The organism is Streptomyces nanhaiensis (genome assembly GCF_046614825.1).
Taxonomy (GTDB): Bacteria; Actinomycetota; Actinomycetes; order Streptomycetales; family Streptomycetaceae; genus Streptomyces; species Streptomyces radiopugnans.
Genome location: NZ_JBKJFM010000002.1, coordinates 39,106 through 55,385 on the forward strand (window position 1 = coordinate 39,106; position 16,280 = coordinate 55,385).

The 16,280-nt window shown below is 70.7% G+C and carries 19 protein-coding genes; 11 read left to right on the forward strand and 8 right to left on the reverse strand.

The window, feature by feature from the left end; genetic code table 11:
* Positions 1-14 precede the first annotated feature (14 nt).
* Positions 15-809, forward strand: a complete 795-nt coding sequence (locus tag ACLIYP_RS01005) for a hypothetical protein (RefSeq protein WP_412711220.1) — start codon at positions 15-17, stop codon at positions 807-809.
* A gap of 229 nt (positions 810-1,038) precedes the next feature.
* On the opposite strand, the gene ACLIYP_RS01010 is transcribed toward ACLIYP_RS01005, so the two are convergent.
* From ACLIYP_RS01010 to ACLIYP_RS01025, 4 genes are all read right to left on the reverse strand, one after another.
* Positions 1,039-1,659 carry a hypothetical protein gene (locus tag ACLIYP_RS01010; RefSeq protein WP_412711221.1) on the reverse strand — a complete coding sequence of 207 codons (621 nt, stop codon included), beginning with the start codon at positions 1,657-1,659 and terminating at the stop codon, positions 1,039-1,041.
* Entirely contained in the window at positions 1,656-2,852 is a 1,197-nt protein-coding gene (locus ACLIYP_RS01015) for an MAB_1171c family putative transporter (protein ID WP_380898781.1), read from the reverse strand. The genes ACLIYP_RS01010 and ACLIYP_RS01015 overlap by 4 nt, the downstream gene beginning before the upstream one ends.
* Positions 2,852-3,190 carry a hypothetical protein gene (locus ACLIYP_RS01020; RefSeq protein WP_380898783.1) on the reverse strand — a complete coding sequence of 113 codons (339 nt, stop codon included), beginning with the start codon at positions 3,188-3,190 and terminating at the stop codon, positions 2,852-2,854. The genes ACLIYP_RS01015 and ACLIYP_RS01020 overlap by 1 nt, the downstream gene beginning before the upstream one ends.
* A gap of 447 nt (positions 3,191-3,637) precedes the next feature.
* Positions 3,638-4,084, reverse strand: a complete 447-nt coding sequence (locus ACLIYP_RS01025) for a helix-turn-helix domain-containing protein (protein WP_380898785.1) — start codon at positions 4,082-4,084, stop codon at positions 3,638-3,640.
* 806 nt (positions 4,085-4,890) lie between these two features.
* On the opposite strand from ACLIYP_RS01025, the gene ACLIYP_RS01030 reads away from it, so the two are divergent.
* The 10 genes from ACLIYP_RS01030 to ACLIYP_RS01075 all read left to right on the forward strand — a co-directional run bounded on the left by ACLIYP_RS01030 (position 4,891) and on the right by ACLIYP_RS01075 (position 13,021).
* Positions 4,891-5,793, forward strand: coding sequence for a helix-turn-helix domain-containing protein (locus tag ACLIYP_RS01030; RefSeq protein ID WP_412711222.1), 903 nt, complete (start codon positions 4,891-4,893; stop codon positions 5,791-5,793).
* Between the two features lie 2 nt (positions 5,794-5,795).
* A complete protein-coding gene (locus ACLIYP_RS01035; protein ID WP_412711223.1) occupies positions 5,796-6,488 on the forward strand; it encodes a zinc finger domain-containing protein in 693 nt (230 codons plus the stop codon).
* A gap of 125 nt (positions 6,489-6,613) precedes the next feature.
* A complete protein-coding gene (locus tag ACLIYP_RS01040) occupies positions 6,614-7,246 on the forward strand; it encodes a WhiB family transcriptional regulator (protein ID WP_412711224.1) in 633 nt (210 codons plus the stop codon).
* Complete coding sequence (locus ACLIYP_RS01045; RefSeq protein WP_412711225.1) at positions 7,243-8,856, forward strand: hypothetical protein; 1,614 nt, start codon at positions 7,243-7,245, stop codon at positions 8,854-8,856. Before ACLIYP_RS01040 ends, ACLIYP_RS01045 begins: the two co-directional genes overlap by 4 nt.
* The gene (locus tag ACLIYP_RS01050; RefSeq protein ID WP_412711226.1) at positions 8,853-9,044 is read left to right on the forward strand and encodes a hypothetical protein; all 192 of its coding nucleotides are present in this window, start codon (positions 8,853-8,855) and stop codon (positions 9,042-9,044) included. Before ACLIYP_RS01045 ends, ACLIYP_RS01050 begins: the two co-directional genes overlap by 4 nt.
* An 86-nt stretch (positions 9,045-9,130) precedes the next feature.
* Complete coding sequence (locus tag ACLIYP_RS01055; RefSeq protein WP_412711227.1) at positions 9,131-9,367, forward strand: hypothetical protein; 237 nt, start codon at positions 9,131-9,133, stop codon at positions 9,365-9,367.
* Positions 9,364-9,990, forward strand: coding sequence for a hypothetical protein (locus ACLIYP_RS01060; protein ID WP_412711228.1), 627 nt, complete (start codon positions 9,364-9,366; stop codon positions 9,988-9,990). Before ACLIYP_RS01055 ends, ACLIYP_RS01060 begins: the two co-directional genes overlap by 4 nt.
* Positions 9,987-11,711, forward strand: a complete 1,725-nt coding sequence (locus tag ACLIYP_RS01065; protein ID WP_412711229.1) for a relaxase/mobilization nuclease domain-containing protein — start codon at positions 9,987-9,989, stop codon at positions 11,709-11,711. Before ACLIYP_RS01060 ends, ACLIYP_RS01065 begins: the two co-directional genes overlap by 4 nt.
* Before the next feature lie 84 nt (positions 11,712-11,795).
* The gene (locus ACLIYP_RS01070) at positions 11,796-12,242 is read left to right on the forward strand and encodes a hypothetical protein (RefSeq protein ID WP_412711314.1); all 447 of its coding nucleotides are present in this window, start codon (positions 11,796-11,798) and stop codon (positions 12,240-12,242) included.
* Positions 12,243-12,322: 80 nt separating this feature from the next.
* On the forward strand, positions 12,323-13,021 hold the full coding sequence (locus ACLIYP_RS01075) for a hypothetical protein (protein WP_412711230.1): 699 nt from the start codon (positions 12,323-12,325) through the stop codon (positions 13,019-13,021).
* A gap of 172 nt (positions 13,022-13,193) precedes the next feature.
* Here the strand turns inward: ACLIYP_RS01075 and ACLIYP_RS01080 are convergent, their stop codons facing one another.
* From ACLIYP_RS01080 to ACLIYP_RS01095, 4 genes are all read right to left on the reverse strand, one after another.
* A complete protein-coding gene (locus ACLIYP_RS01080) occupies positions 13,194-14,015 on the reverse strand; it encodes an SPDY domain-containing protein (protein WP_412711231.1) in 822 nt (273 codons plus the stop codon).
* A gap of 15 nt (positions 14,016-14,030) precedes the next feature.
* Positions 14,031-14,321: a hypothetical protein gene (locus ACLIYP_RS01085; RefSeq protein WP_412711232.1), complete on the reverse strand. Its 291-nt coding sequence runs from the start codon at positions 14,319-14,321 to the stop codon at positions 14,031-14,033.
* Positions 14,322-14,431: 110 nt separating this feature from the next.
* Positions 14,432-14,785, reverse strand: coding sequence for an SPDY domain-containing protein (locus tag ACLIYP_RS01090; RefSeq protein WP_412711233.1), 354 nt, complete (start codon positions 14,783-14,785; stop codon positions 14,432-14,434).
* A gap of 336 nt (positions 14,786-15,121) precedes the next feature.
* Positions 15,122-16,011, reverse strand: a protein-coding gene (locus tag ACLIYP_RS01095) for an IS5 family transposase (protein WP_412711315.1) whose coding sequence is annotated in 2 segments (ribosomal slippage) — positions 15,122-15,672 and positions 15,672-16,011 — 891 coding nt in all. Because the reading frame shifts where the segments join, the coding sequence is not laid out codon by codon here.
* Positions 16,012-16,280: the final 269 nt, after the last annotated feature.

Sequence of the window (16,280 nt, forward strand, 5' to 3'; positions counted from 1 at the left end):
ACGAGCAGACGCGGATGCGGGACGCTCACGCCGCCGCGGCACGCAGCCTCCAGGTGACCGCGTCCGGTCCGGAAGTATGGGGCTGGCAGGGCCGCACCCTCAGCCGGCGGGCCGGGAGCTGCTGGCTGCGTGTCGTGGCCGCACCGGTCGCGAAGCAGGGCGGGCGGCTGTGGGAGGGCACCGCCTTGGCGGACGCGCTCGTGCCCCGGTCGGTGCCCCGGCCGCGGCTGCGCGGCCTGCTTGACTGGAAGGCCGACGGCTCCGCCTACCGTGCCGAGCTCACCGAATACGTCAGCGTGCCCCCGGTGACGAGTGGAACGCCGGTGCTCGCCCGGGATGTCGCCCTTCCTGACGCGTGGTGGGCGGATCTGCGCACCGCACTGGAGACGCTCGCCACGGTGCCCACCGATCGGGAGGCGGTACGGCAGCGGTGGATCGACAACAACTTCCGCCGCTTCCTCGGCATCGACCCCATCCAGATCCACGCCTACACCACCGGCCACGGAGACCTTCACTGGGCGAACCTCACCCACGCGCCCCTGGTCCTGCTCGACTGGGAGAACTGGGGGCGCCTGCCCGTCGGCTACGACCTGGGGCTACTTCACGCCTACTCCCTGACCGCGCCCGCGACCGCAGCGCGGATCCGCCACCAGTTCGCCCACGTCCTCGGCACGGCTGCCGGCCGCGCCGGGGAACTCGTCGCACTCGGCCAGCTCCTGCAGGCCTGCAGCAGAGGCGTCCACCCCGGACTCGCCCCGCTCATCGCCCGCTGGGCCGAGCACCTCACCGGCACTCCCGTACCCGTGTAGGTTCCGCAGTTTCGCGAGCACTTCCGCGTGATCATGAGCACCGATCGAGCATTCCTGCGTGATCATGAGCAGAGGTAACGTTCAGTAGCGCCTTGATGCGGCGCTCGGAGCGGCGGCGGGCGCGGTCGTCGCACTCGGGATCGGCGCAAGGTGTTCGGTTTGGATCACCAGGGGCTGTCCGGGCTAACCGGTGGGCAGCACCTGGTGAACCTCTCCCGGCCTTTGGTAATCACCTGAGAAGTGCGAAGACGAGGGCGGCGACGGAGCCGAGGGCGGTTCCGCAGACGAGCTGAGCCACGGTGTGTGCCTTCAGTACGCGGCGGGACCAGCCGATGGCCACGACCAGCGCTACCGCGGGGAGCAGCACCTGACCGTAGGCCAGGAGCAGGATCATCACCGTGCCGCCGGCGACAGCATTGTGTACGGAGATCTGCCACCACACCGTCACCGCCAGGCTGCTGGCCAAGCCGACAAGCATGGCGATGACCAGGGCGAAGACCTCGCGGGGCGCGTTGAGGACATCGAGCAGCACGATGCCGGTGACGACCGAGCCAAGAGTGGCCGCCAAGGGCGCGATGCGCTGTCGGCGCACCCGGATGTGCTTGTCGGTGAGCTTCCCTCGGCGTACGCCGAGCCGGATGATCACAAGAGGGATGATGCCGCAGAAGAAGGCGGCGAACAGCCCCCAGCCCACCCCAACGAGACTGCCTGTGCTGTGCCAGCCGATGAGCAGGAGCAGGGCGATGACGAGGTGGCCCGGCGCCAGAGCGTCCGTGATCACCTTGGCCGCCTTCACTCGGGGAGTGGCCTCGGCGTAGGTGGGGGTCGGGGGTGCGGTGAAGGTGCTCATGTCTGTTTCTCCGGCAGGCGGTCGCAGGCGTCCGCGATGTCTCGGACGAGGTCGGAGTGGTAGGCGTCGGACAGCTGGGTGAGTGCTGAGATCTCGCTGCGCAGGTCCCCGCCGCCTCTGGTCGGCTGGTGCTCCGTGTTCGAGCCGGGGGTATCACCGCGCAGCTTGGAGCGGCGAGCGGCGGCGAGCCAGCAGGCTTCAGTGGTGACAGTGGCCCGAGATTCGGCGAGCCCTCGGGCCTCGACGTGCTGCCTGGCTCGTTCCCGGATGTCGGCGGGCGCGTAGTCGCTGAGGGCGAGGGCGGCGTCGCGGATCTCGATGGTGCGGCGGTAGAGACGGCCGTGCACGTTGCGAGGGTCGAGTCGTTCGGTGGCCAGGCCGCGCGGGGGATCGAGGCGCACGGAGGGGGTGGCCTCGGTGAGAGCACACCACAGGGGGTGAAGGCGCAGCAATGCGCGCCGCTCGGCTCGCCAGGTGCGCAGCTTGCCGAGCACTGGGAGGCTGCTGCCGACGACGATGAGGAGGAGGGCGGCCATGAGCAGGTAGGTGCTCACGTAGTCGTCGAGGTCTCCGGGGAGGATTCCGTCCCCGGTCATGTGGGCGACGAGCGCCGCGATGCGGGTCAGGGCGTAGACCACTCCGGCGGCCAACCCGGCACCGATGACGCGAAGCCCCCAGCTGAGGGCACCGTCACTGGAGTCGCGTCCCCAGCGCCAGCAGACCCGCATGCCGCTCAGCAGCGAGGCACTGAGGAAGCCGAGGAACACGGCAGTGTAGGCGAGGAGTGCCAACCGGGCCGTGGGGTCCTGGAATATCGCCCTGGTCTCGTACGGCTGAAGCTCGGCGAAGAAAAGCACCGCCATGGCGGCTGCGGTGACAAAGGGGAGAATGACACGCATCCGCTTCGCCACAGGACTGCCGCCCTGTTGTCCGGACACCCTGCGCAGGAACGCCAGCAAGGCAGCCGACGAGAGCACTCCGCCGAAGAGATGCTTCAACAGGTAGGAGAGATCGGTGACTTCGGTCAGCTGGTCCAGTGCCCGCCCTGCCGGCAGGCGCAATGTCATCATCATGGCCAGGCCGAAGAAAGTCCACCACAGGGTTCGGTCCTGGCCTTTCCGCCAAACCTTGGTGGCACGCCACCCGGTGGTAATCCACAGCAGGACTGCTACGACCGCCTCAAACGAATCCATCAGATTTCCTCACCGCGCAACGCCGCGTCAAGGCGGTCGAGTTCGGGGGCGCGGTCCTCTGCCATGGACTGCAGTTTGGCCGCTTTGGCAATGCGGGTGGCGAGTTGTTCGGCTTCCCGTTCCTGTGGGCTGCTGAAGTTGGCGCGGCCCAGTACGTTGCGGACGGTACGGGGGTCGATGCTGGTGAAGAGTCCGGTCAGGTCGGCGCCGGGGTCCGTACCGGTCGCGGTGGTGTGCCCGAGCAGCATGTGGCTGATCTCGTGCAGGATGATGTGGTCGCGATGCAGTGGAGAGGTCGACGCCTCGTAGAAAATGTAGTCGGCGTTGTCGAGTGCCACCCACAGGCCGCACAGTTCATCATCCGCTCCGGCTACCCCTTCAGCCGCTTGTACCTGGAGACGGCGCCCGCGATGTTGCGCGACGGCATCGCAGAACTTCCGGATGTCGAAGGGGGAGGGAATCTTGATCCCGTCCAGAGGGTCGGGGTTCTCCTGACGCCGGCGTCGGCGGAAGGGTCTCTGGAGTCGTCGCCGCAGACGCAATGGTTCTCTCCCGGACCTTCATGACCTGTTTTCTACACGATGCATCGTTTCATGCACCACACAGGTAACGATAGGCGACCCGATTCCTTGATCAATTCACAAAGCAGTCAGGGTTTTCATGATCAGCACTCTCGGTTACGGCAGAAAGCACGGAGCGCTTCGCAAGGCCCCCCGAGCGGAACCGGCCGGGCGTGAAGTGTCCCGATTGGCGAAGGGCGGGGAACTACGCCAGCGTGGCAAGGGTCACACTTCCTCGCGGGATTGACCGTTCTCGTTCAACCCTTCGAGCTCCCGCGCGCGCTCAATGAACGCCTGGACCGTCCGCAGTGTCTCCGAGGAGAGCCCTGAGGCCCGCAGCGCCACGGAGCGCACCTGGTTGTCGCGCATCGACTCCAGCAGGGACAGCTCCGCATCGACACGCCGCCCCTCCTCGCCATCGAAGAAGTAGGAGGGAGGGACGCCGAAGAAGTCGGCAATCGCCTTGAGGTACTTGATACCCGGGTTGTCCCGCTGCCCGTTCCGCAACTGATGGAGGAAGCTGGGCGACATGGTCGGGCCGCCCATGTCGGCGATACCCCGCGCCACCTCGCGCAAGGAGTACGGACCCCGCCCCTCGGGATGAACCACCCTGAAGAGGCGGTCGACCTTCTCCGCCAGGGCGCGCCCTTCCTCGCTCACTTCGCCACCCACCGGCTGACCTCCCTTCGCCTGGAACCGACGGTCCGCCTTTACTCGCAACGTCTACAGGTGTGGACGATACACGAAACACCCCTCTCGTTCCGTTCTCTTCAGTTGACAGAGTGCAGCGCTCTCAGCTTACGATCACCCTGCGCTGTCCACAGGTGTAAACAGTGCAAGCGTAGAGGGCCGCCCTGTCGTGCCCGGACGGAAGACATGAGGGGAGACGAAGTGCCACGCTGCTGGACGCCATTGCCGGACGAGGCTGTGCGCCTGCTTCCCCCGTCTCCACCGCGCATGGGTGCGGGCCTAGCGTCTGCTCGTGCTGTTGACCGGTCCCACTGCGGCGCGACTCGGCCCACAGGACCAGCACGCTCGGTCTTACGAGTTGTAGAAGGCTGTTGAACCAAGTCTGGATCTTGGCGCGGGGCCGTGCGTATGTTCGTCGTCCCTCGGGCAGCCCGCCCGCCACGACGAGCGTGAGGAACAGCGGCATGCGCACACCCCGGGCCCCGTAGGCCCGCGTACAGCGACGGCGCCCGAGAGCGGCAACTCCCGGACGCCGGACGCTTGAACGGCACAACCCGCCCCGGCAAGGGCGGAGATCGCCACCATCACCACGCTGATCCCTTCCAGGGGGCGTCTCAGCGTGGCAACACCAAGGGAGATTCTCGCATGCGCTCCGTCCTGCGCAAAAGGCCCGACGGTCCGGCCTGCGCGGCAGCCGCCCGCCTCTCTGATCCCGCCCGCCGACGGCATCACAGTGCTCCAGCCACCGCGCCGGTGCGCGCCTCCCACCCGGCGGACGGGAGCAGCCGATGAGCGTCAGCGCCCGAGAGTGGGTGTGGGAGCGCAGCTCCAGCAAGGGCACCGCGCGTCTGGTCCTGCTGTCGATCGCCGACCGCGTACCGGACGAGCAGTGCGCCGCCTGGGCCTCCCACACAAGCCTGGTCGAGCGCACGAACGCGAGCCGGACGGCGGTACGCGACGCGCTCGCCGCTCTCACCGGGAGTGGTGAACTCCAGGTGCTGGACCACCTGCAGGGGCCGCAGCGCGCCACCGTCTACCGCCTGCCGCGGGCAGCCGCATGGCTGGCCAAGGTCGCGGAGGCCCGGCGAGAGGATCCGGACGCGTACGTCGAACCGCCGACGGACTCGGATCCGGTGCCCGAGCTGGACGAGACCAGGCTCCGGCGGTACGGGATCTGGCCCAGGGAGGGCGGGGAATCCGCGCCCTCCCGGCGGAATCCGACCGGTACGGAACCCGGCACCTCACGACGGGATCCGACCCCTCACCGTGCCGGAATCCGGCCCCGGCGGGGTACGGAATCCGACCCCCAGAACCGTAGAGAACCGAAGGTGAACCGTAAAGGCAGCAGTGGTGGTGCCGCCGTCACCTCGGCCCACGACTGGCGGATCGACCCCGCCACCCAAGCCTGGGCCCGCCGACAGGGCCACCTCGACCGCCTCGGCGAGGACGGCCTGGCCGCCGCCGACGCGAAGTGGCGCGCCCACCGGGCCGACCGCGGGCCCCGCCCCGCCGACGCCTGGGCAGCGGACTGGCGCTCCTGGATCGCCCGGGAACACCCTCCGGCCCGCCCTCACCTCTACGCCCTGCCCGGCAAGGGCGGACCCGCCCCCGCCGGCGGGATGACCCGCGCCGAGGCCCACACCGCGGCGCTCCTCGCCGCCCTCGACGAGCCGACCGGAACGGAGGAGTAGCCGTGGACCGCCGCGAGACCGCCGCCCTGCTGGCCTACATCGGCCGACTCGACCCCCGCACCATCCGCACCGACCAGGGCGAGGCCCGCGACCAGCTCGCCCAGTGGCACGAGCTGCTCGCGGACGTGCCCATGGCCACACCGCACGGCTGGGACGCCCGTGTCGCCGCCCGGGAGCACATCCGGGTCTCGCCGTATCAGATCCTGCCCGCGGACGTCGCCCGCCCGTGGGAGGCCTACCGGCGCGACCGCCTGCAGCGGCACACCGACCCGCCCCCGGCGGCCGACCCGGACGACCAGGCAGCCTGGACCGCCGAGCTGGTCAGCACCCGGCGCGCCGTGGCCTCGGGGAACGCCGAGCCCGCACACCACCGGCAGATCACCGGCGGCCGGGTCAGTCCCGACCTGGAGGAGAGGCTGCGGCAGATCGGCTCCTGCATCCCTGCGGAGGCCCGGGCCGCCCTCGCGCCCTACCGGCCCACCCGGGCGGCTCGCGAGGCGGCCATCGCCCAGGGGCGGCCCGACGCCCTGTCGGTGCGCTGCGAGTGGTGCCACGCACGAGTGGGAGAGCCGTGCCGTCGCCGACGGGTCGGCCCCGACGGCAGTGCGCGCGGCAGCGCACCCCGCGCCACCCCGCACCCCGGCCGCTTCGACCTCGCGGCGGCCCGGCAGACCCCGCGAACCGCGATCGCCTGACCGGCTCGCCTCGTCCCCGTCCCGCCGGGCCGCGGCACCCGCTCCGCGCCGCGGCCCGCACCAGAACCCGCACCCGCCGGCCGCCGACCGTGACCGGCCGGTGCGGCAGCACACCGGAGAGCACCTTGCGTCACATCACCACCCACGACGCGCCGGCCACCGGCCTGCGAGCCATCGGCGACACCAGCTGGCACACGTACGGCGTGTGCCACGGCATGGACCCCGAGGACGCCGACGCCGTCTTCTTCCCGCTCCCCCGCGACTACGAGGCCATCGCCGAGGCGAAGGAGCTGTGTGGCCTGTGCCCGGTCCGCCGCGACTGCCTCGACTTCGCGCTGGAGAACGTCCTGCGGGAGGGCATCTGGGGCGGGCTGACCGAGGCCGAACGGCGCCCCTGGCACGACGGCCTGCCCCAGCGCCTCGACTACGACCGCGTGGTCGCGTTCTTCAATGGCCGCGACGTGCACCTGACCGAGGCCGAGCGCCAGGTCGTCATCGACCACGCCTACGTACGGGGCTGGCGCGCCGACCGGCTCGCCTGCGCCCTCCAGATCAGCCACAAGCACGCGCGCGACCTGCTGCGGCAGGCGGCCAACAAGGTCTTCGACCGCGACCGGAACTTCGGCGTGCCGAGGCGCAAGAACAAGAACAAAAAGAAGAAGCAGGCGACCTCGGCAAGCAGCCCCGACACAAAGCCACCGGCGCCCCGCCCGGCGAAGTCGACCTCCGCGACCGCCCCTCTCGGAAAGGCCGCATGACCCACCTCCTGTCTTTCGGTGCCGCCCCGGACCTGCCCCTCCTCCTCACCGCCGGTGCCCTCGTCGCCGCCGCGGCCCTGGCCCTGACCGGCTGGGCGATCCGGCGGCGCGGGAAGCTCCTGCGGAAACGCCCCGGCAGCCCGGCGGTCAAGGTCGCAGCCGTCGCCGCGCTCGGCTGCACCGCCTACAGTGCCGACACCAGCTGGCGCTTCGCCGCCGACTACCTCGACATGGCCGGCACCGCCGAGCGCGCCGCGATGTTCGGCGCCGCCGAGCTGGCACTCTTCGCGACGGCCCTGATGGCCCGGCAGAACCTGGCGACCCAGGGAGCTCCGGGGCTGCCGGGAACTCTGGTCTGGGTCATCACCGGCGTACAGGTGATCCCCGCCTATGCCGAGAGCGGTCCGGTCGGCGGCACGGTCCGCGCCTTCGTCGGGCCGATCATGGCGGCGATGCTCTGGCACCTCGCCATGGGCATCGAGCTGCGCCTGCGTACTCCCGGAGCCGCTTCCCACGGCCTGATCGCCACCCTCGGGCGGGAGGCACGCGAGCGGCTGCTGTCCCGACTGGGCATCGCCGCGCGGGACCGCGACGCCGCGCAGATCACCCGTGACCGCGCCACCGCCCGCGCCGTCGCCCTCGCCGCCCGCCTCGCGGAGCGCACCCCGAAGCAGCAACGGAACTGGCGCGGTCGGCGCCTCACACGCCGGCTGTCGAAGGCGATCGGGAAAGCCTCGGTCGGCACAGACCCCGCACAGCGCGCCGAACTGCTCGACCAGCTCGCCGCCCGCCGACACGCACTCGCGCTCGCCACGGTCCCCCTGCCCTCCCCCTGGTCCCCACATCACGACCACGACGGGACCGCCACGGTCCCCGCACCGACCGGCCGAAGCACCACGACCGCCACCGACGGTCCCCGCGTCACGTCCGAAGCCACTGAGGACCGGGGACCGTACAAGGTCCCCAGAACCGGGGACCGAGACACGGGAACCGAACCGGGGACCAGGGACCGGGATGCGGGGGTCGGGGACCGAATCACGGGGACCGACAGCTACATGGCCAACGGGCAGCTTACGGCTGGAGCCCCTGCTCAGAGCCCTGAGTCGCATCGGGGACCGAGGGGCGCCGAGTCGGGGACCGACCCCACCGGGGACCGGGGACCGAGCGACACCGACACGGGGACCACCCCCACCGGGGACCGGGGACCGAGCGACACCGACACGGGGACCACCCCCACCGGGGACCGGGGACCGAGCGACACCGACACGGGGACCACCCCCACCGGGGACCGGGGACGCAAGGTCCCCCTCCGGCGGAAGCCGACCACGAGGTTCAAGAGCAGCAAGTCCGGTGGCCGGTCCCGCACCCCTCAGACACCGCGTCCGCCGCGCGAGCCGGAGCAATCCGTGGAGGACCTCGTCAAGCAGGTCCGCCCCCACGTCCCCGCCCTGCTCGCCCGGGACGGCAACGCCGCCATCACTCGCGTCCAACTGCGGGAGATCCTCAGACGGGAGGGCCTCAAGGGCGGCCGGAACGACCGGCTGAGCCTCGTCCTCGCACAGCTGCGGAGCGAGGCAAACACCACGAGAACAAGGAGTACCGCCCGATGAAGACCTGCCGCCGCTTCACGGTCATCCGCGAGGAGTACGAGCGCGAGATCACGTTCCTGAACGCCCACTCCGAGCGGCATGCCGGCAAGCCGTCGGCGAAGTCCAGCGCAAAGCACGCAGCATCGACGAAGGCGCGAATGGCGAGAGCGCTGACCGGCCACGTCGGGCGCTGCCCCGAGTGCGGCTGACCGGCAAAACGGCAGCTCAAATCCCCTAATCGCTACAGGTGGCCCGGCTCACGGCCGGGCCACCGCCCCGCTCCAGGAGGCAACCCATGATTCCCCGTCCCGCCTGTTCCTCCACGCCCACGACCATCGAGGCCATCGCGTGGGCGGAGGTCTTGTTCCGCCAGCGGTTCCTGCACGCCGCAGTCCTCGCCCCGAGCGGCCAGTGGCTCGTCCAGCACGCCCCCGACAGTCCCGTCCACGTCCTCGCGGGGCCGGCCGATGTCGTCAAGCTGGCCGCCGCCATCCAGCACTGCGTCCGCTCCACGAGGCCCCGCACCCGATGACCAATTCCAACGAGAACGGCGCCGCCCCGGAACCTGCTCCTGACCTCAACTCGGTCCCGGAGCGAGCAAGTTGGGGCGGAAGCATAGCTTCCGCCGAGCCCGCCCCCGGAGGGGCGGGCGAAGACCTGCACCGGGGGGCGCAGGTCCTGGAGGCTTCGACCGGGGGCGGATCGAAGCCGGAGCAGGAGGAGAAGCCGACCGAGCGTCGCAGCCGCCGTAAGCGCACTGCCCGCGCCCGCCAGCGTCCGCGTCAGCCTCGCGAGAAGAAGCGCCTGCACCAGCCTGCGACCCGCCTCAACGACGAAGAGTTCGCCCTGATCAAGTCCGCCGCCGCCCGGTGCAACCTGTCCGTCGCCGGGTTCCTCGCCCGTTCCGCCCTCGCCGCCGCCCGCGACCTTGACCGCACGAGCGCGGAGATCGCCGATGAACGCGAAGTGATTACAGCCTTGTTCGACACCCGCCGTAGGCTCGGCTGGGCCGGCAGCAACCTCAACCAGGCGGTAAAGGCCCTCAACTCAGGTGCCGAGGCCCCACAGCTCGAAGCAGCAGTCGCCGCCGTCCGGCGCGCCGCCGAGAGCGTCCATGAAGCCTCCTCGCGGTTGATCGAGCAGCGTGCCTCATGATCCCCAGCGTCAACAAGTCCGGCTCCCGGACGATCGGTCTGCTCGCCTACCTCTACGGGCCGGGCAAGCACGAGGAGCACATCGACCCCCACCTCGTGGCGTCCTTCGACGGCATGTGCCCCGACCCCGGCCGCGATCCGAAGGCCACCCTCAAAGATCTTCAGCAGCTCCTCGATCAGCCCGTCCAGGCACTGCCGAAGCATGCGCGACCGACCAAGCACGTCTGGCACACCTCCGTGCGCGCGACCGCCGACGACCGGGTTCTCACCGACGAGGAGTGGGGCGACATCGCCCGACGCGTTGTGGCCGCTACCGGTATCGACCCCGGTGGCGGCCAGCCCGGCTGTCGCTGGGCCGCCGTCCTCCACGCCGATGATCACATCCACATCGTCGCCACCCTGGTCTGTGAGGATGGCAGCCGCCCCGACGACTTCCGCTCCGGCAAGCGTGCCCAGGCCGAATGCCGTCTGATCGAGAAGGAGCTCGGCCTGCACCAGGTCGCGCCCGGTGATGGGACCGCTGCCCAGCGCCCGACCAGCGCCGAGCGCCACAAGGCCGAGCGCCAGGGCCGGGAAAGAACCGCGCGAGAGGAACTGCGCGAGACCGTCCGGCGCGCGGTGGCCGGCGCGACGAGCGAGGAGGAGTTCTTCGACCGGCTGGCCGCCGCCGGCCTGCTGATCCGTAAGCGCGCCGCGCCCTCCGGTGACCTGCTCGGCTACAAAGTCGCCCTGCCCGACGACCGCAACAAGGACAACGAACCGGTGTTCTACCCCGGCGCTCGCCTCGCTCCGGACCTGTCCCTGCCCCGGGTCCGGGAGCGCTGGTCCGCCGACGCCCCCGGTCAGGGCCTCGCCGCAGCGGAGCCAACCTCGCGTCCGGCACCGGGCGACCCGGCCGCCGCCCGCCGGCAGGCCGCGTCGGCCGCGTGGACGGCGGTACTGGCCATCGAGCACGCCGAGGACGCGGTCGCCGCCGCGTACATCGCCGCCACAGGCGAGGTCCTGGACGCACTGGCGAAGACCTCTGCCGCCCACACCCGCCGCGGACTACGGGAAGCAGCATGGGAGTTCGAGCGTGCCTCTCGGTCCCATGTCCGTGCCGAACGCGGGCACGACCGGGCGCTGCGGCAGGCCGCCCGCGACCTCGTCCGCAGCGGCCCGGCCCTCGGCCGCGGCGAAGACGGCGCGACGACCGCGATGGCGATCGACATGCTGTTCTTCCTCATCGCTGCCGCCGCCCACTGGCACGCCAGGAAGGGTCACGCCCAGCAGGCTGCCGCCGCGCGTCAGGCTGCCGAGCACCTGCGCGCCGCCTACCAGGCCGCCGCCACCCAGCCCCTCGGTGCTCTCCACCAGCGCGGCAGACGCCTAGGACTCTCCCTGCTCCAGCAGCGGGCGGCAGTGCTGCGTGAGGTGTTGCCGGAACTGGCCGAGCAGGTTCTCGCCGAGCCCGGCTGGTATGCGCTCGCCGCCACCCTCACCGACGCCGAAGCCGCTGGCCACAACCCGACCACACTGCTCGCCGAGGCCGCTGGGCGGCGGGAACTCGGCACGGCGGAATCCGTGAGTGACGTCCTGGTGTGGCGGCTGCGCCGGGCCGCAGGCTTGCCCGCGGACACAACCGGCATGGTGCCCGACGGTCAGAGACCGGAGCGCTCGGCGCACCGTGCCGGGCAGCGACGGACACCGGGCCGACCCGGGCCCCGGCGCGGACGGTCGTGACTGTGGACTTTGTGAATTGAAGCAGGGCGAGGACTCGCGACACGATCATGACGCGTGCAGGACGAGACGAGGGAGGACGCCAGGGTGTTTCACCGGATACGCCGTCGGCGGGCAGCGGAGCCCAGCGAGCTGGAGCGCCACAGCCATGAGGCGTACATGCGGGTGGCCGGCCAGACGCCGCCGGAGGTCGAACGGATGCGGGCCGCGCAGCAGCCCGCCGAGCCGGCACCGATGGTGGACGACCTCCTTCCACCAGAGCTGCGTGTCCCCAGCCATGACCAGCTCGATGGCCGGATGATGCCTTGGCCGTGGCCGATCGTCCTGGACGGCGAGGTCGTCGCCTGCGCCGGCTGCGGCGCGTACCGCGACTGGCTCATCCTCTCCACCCGCGACCAGATCTGGCTGCGCTGCCGCACCGGGCACCAGCAGCACGAGGCGCGGCTCGACACCGCCTGGTACAACCGGCACGCCGGCCCGGCGGACGCGCACCACACCACGTTCGAGGACTGCCTGCGGCACCTCGGCCACTGACCGCCATCCCTACGACCCCACCGGGCCTACGGGCCCGCACTGCCCAACCGTTGTCCAGCAGCAAAGGGGTCAGCTCCGCCATGCGCGTTCGCGTCACCACCACCGCTCTCGGCCTCACCGCCATCGCCGTCCTCGCCCTGCCCGCCTGCTCCACCGACTCCAACGAGGCGAAGCCCGCCACCTCATCCCCCGCCCCTGCCACGCAGCCGGCCAACGTCGGCCAGAACGGCACTCCGCTGTCGTCGGCCGCGCTGGAGGCCCGCCTGCTCGACGAGAGCGACCTCGGCACCGGCTACACCCGCAAGCCCGAGCGCCCCTCCCAGCACGACGACGTCACCGTCCTCGGCTGCCCCGCGCTGAACGACCTGGGCGGCGGCGCGGTCACGGGCGGATCCCTCGACTTCCCCCGCCAGGCGAAGGTGGCCTTCACCTACACCGGCAGCAGCAACTCGGAGATCTCCGAGGAGCTGTACAGCGACACCGTCGCCAAGCTCTCCGACGGCACCAGCCGCATCTTCGACGCCATGACCGGCTGCCCGGAGTACCAGGTCCTCGTCGGCAGCACCGCGATCGACATCACTACACAGCAGGTGACCGCACCTCAGCTCGGCGACGAGCGGTGGAGTCAGCTGCTGACCTTCTCCGCCGGCGGCCAGGGCACCGTGGTGAAGCAGACCGCGATCCGCGACGGAAACGTGCTGCTGATCGTCTCCGGCTCGCCGGCCCTCGTCGACCGGCACCTCGGCAAGGCCCTCACCAAGGCGACGGCGGCCCGCTGACGCACCTTCCAGCGGCTCCCCGACCCATCAGAAGCGACGGGTCGGGGCGCCGCCGCGCTCTGTCAGCAGGCGCGGGTTCTGCGAGCTCCGAGAAGCCGGAGCAGCATGAAGCCCAGCCTCTTCGATCGAAGAGGCCGGGCTTCGTGCATCGGGTCGAGGAAGGCGTTGGCCATCAGCTGGCCGGGGTGCGCAGGAGCCGGTCCCGCGTGCTCTCGGGCAGCACCCGCCGCAGAACCGGTGCGGTAGAGCTGAGCGAGGCGGCAAACACCGCGACGAGGTCGTGCGGCGCACTGGCCGAGAAGGACGCGGCCCACAAGCACTGCGCGCCCAGCACTGGCTCGGCCCATGCCTGCCACCCAGCAAGTCCCGTCTCATCGGCCTCGGCCACCAGGGTGCGCGGGTCGGCGTCCTGGATGAGGGGCGGTACCTCGCCGAGGCTGAGGTGGGAGGTGAAGGTCGGGTCCATCGCTCCCGCGTCGGGCTGGTCGATGTCACGCAGCCAACCGTGCGCGGTGACGGCATCGAGAACCGGCTCGGGCCCGGTGAGCGGCGCGGCGGGCTGCTCGCGGGCATTGAGCGCGACGAGGAAGTCCACCAGGATCTCTCCGGGGATGTCGGGGGTGAAGTAGGCCGACCACTGGGCGAGCGGGCTGCTGGTGTCTGCACGGGCGGAGACGTGCCAGGCGATCGGCAGATTCCCCAGGCGGAACGGCTCGTCGGGCAGAACCCACTGGGCCCATCGGAGGGTGTCGGGGCTGATGTGCAGGACGGTACTGCGCAGGACTTGGCGGTCCTCCGGTGCCTCGTCCGGCTGCTGCCGTCCGCGGACGATCGTCAGGCTCGTCCAGCCGAGGCCGGCGAGCGTTTCGGCGACAACCTCGTAGAGGAGTCCGTCGTCACCGGCCAGGTGGCGAGGGCCGACCCAGTACGCGGGCCGGGGGCCGTTCGGGGTGGGTGGGTCGAGCGGGAAGTCGGGGTTCAGGGGCGTCTCCAACGGCTGGGTGCGGGTCTACTGGCCGCCGGCGGTGCGGCGGGGGCGGGGCGGGGGCGCCTGGACGGGAGCCTGCCAGGCCAGCTTTACGGCGACCTCGGGCGGCAGATGACCGAGCTGCGTGCCCGCGTCCCGGCCCTCAGCGAGGTAGACGACAGGCCGCCCGGTCTCGTCCGTGGCCTGGACGACCTGTTCGAGGCGGTGCGCCATCGGGAAGAACGGATTCATCGCCTGCCGCACCGGAGCGTTACGGTCGCAGGCGGACAAGCAGTCGATGAGATCGCCGACGGTCATCTCCGTGTACGCCACGGACAGCCTCCTTACGCGGGGAAAGTGATTGGAGATGGCGGGCTGTAGCGTCGTCGATGAACCGGGGAGGAAAGCAGTCTCCGGTGGCCCTCCGATTCGAGCTTTTGATGTCACACGCGCCGGGAGGTCTCCAGCACGCGCGCTACGGCGGCGGCGACGATATCGGCCGGCGTCTCGGTGTCGAAGGAGATGTGGTATCCGGGCTCCTTGGCCGTTCCGGTGACGGCGATCTTCCAGCCCTCCCCACTGGCGCCGGGGCGGCCGAGCGGAAACCAGCCGAGATAGAAGCGACCGTCCTTGGAATTGACGTGCACGTCGGCTCGGTCGTCCACGACCAGGTTGAAGTCCTGCTCGCTGAACTGATCGAGCACGAGAGTCGGCTGGCCTGGGCCGAGCCGCCACTCACACAGCCGCAGAGCCCCGACGGTGGTAGAGAATGCGAGGTTCACGGGAGCCACAGTCACAAGCGATCACCTCTCTGACCTGGGTTTTCCGGGAAGGTCGTCTAGGTTGGCATGCCCCTACCCCGTTGGCCAGTCTTTCGCGGTTCTTTCCTGTCTGCCCCAGGCGAACTGCCTCACGGAGGGGCGGACACGTGCCGGACAGGCGGAAGCCGCAGAGAGCGATGGCATCCTGGTCTGTTACTCAGGAACAGGAGCATTCCGTGGAATTCAATTCGCTGAAAGAAATGCAGGCCGCAGACGAACTGCCGTTGACGTTCAGACCGTTCGGGTTCAGGGGCGCATACACCGGGAGAAGGCTGCGGAATTTCAGCAGCACTGGGTCGTGTCTGGTAAAGATTAATTCGGTGGTTCGCGGAGCCACAGGATCAGCGTGGCGAGGTGGAGCCCGGCTCGGTAGCGGGCGGCGAGCTTGTCGAAGCGGGTGGCGATGGCGCGGAACTGCTTGAGCCGGTTGAAGCACCGCTCGACCACATTGCGGCCCTGGTAGACCTCGCGGTCGAAGGCCGGTGGCCGGCCGTCGGCCGAGCCCCGGCGCTGCCGGCCGGCTACCTGATCGGCGCGTTCGGGGAGGGTGACGCCGATGCCGCGCCGTCGGCACCAGCTCCGGATCGCGCGGGAGGAGTAGGCCTTGTCCGTCACGATGTGCTCGGGCCGGGTGCGCGGCCGTCCCCGCCCGGTCCGGGGGACGCGGATGGTCTCCAGGACCTCGGTGAAGGCCGGGGCATCACCGGCATGGCCGGGGGTGAGCACGATGGCCAGCGGCAGGCCGCGGCCGTCGACGGCCAGGTGCACCTTGGTGCTCAGCCCGCCCCGGGAGCGCCCCAGCGCCTGGCGGTGCGCCGCAGATGCCGGATCTTCCGGTTCGTCCCCGCGCGTCGCCCCCTTTTGCGGGCGCCGGCGGCGTGCTGGTGGGCGCGGTTGATGGTGGAGTCCACCGACACCGTCCACGCCACCTGGCCCACCGCGTCGTCGCGGACCTGCACGTGCTCCAGCAGGCGGGCCCAGGTGCCGTCGGCCTCCCAGCGGGCGAACCGCTCGTAGACGGTCTGCCAGGGACCGTAGCGCTGGGGCAGGTCCCGCCACGGCGCCCCGGTCCGCAGCCGCCACAGCACTCCGTTGATCACCTGCCGGTGATCCCGCCACGACCGCCCCTGGCCGTCCGCTCCTGACAGCAGCGGCGCTATCCGCTCCCAGGCGGCACCCGTCAACTCACCTCGACCCACCACAAGCCACCGCAGATGCCCGTCGTGGCGTTCTTGGGAGGCGGGCAGGATCTGGCCGTACTGGTAGGCCCGTCCGGGCACGGTGCCTTCGATCTTCAGCTCTGCCGCGCCGTCGGCCCCTCCCTTTTGTTCGGCGTCCGGGCCGGCTGCGTCCAGCAGACGCAGCACGCTCCGCTGCAGGTCGGCCAGGTAGATCAGCACACCGTCGAAACCCGCGGCCGCCGCGTGTGCGGCCACCGTATCCGGTACCGACTCCAGCGGTATCAGGTGGC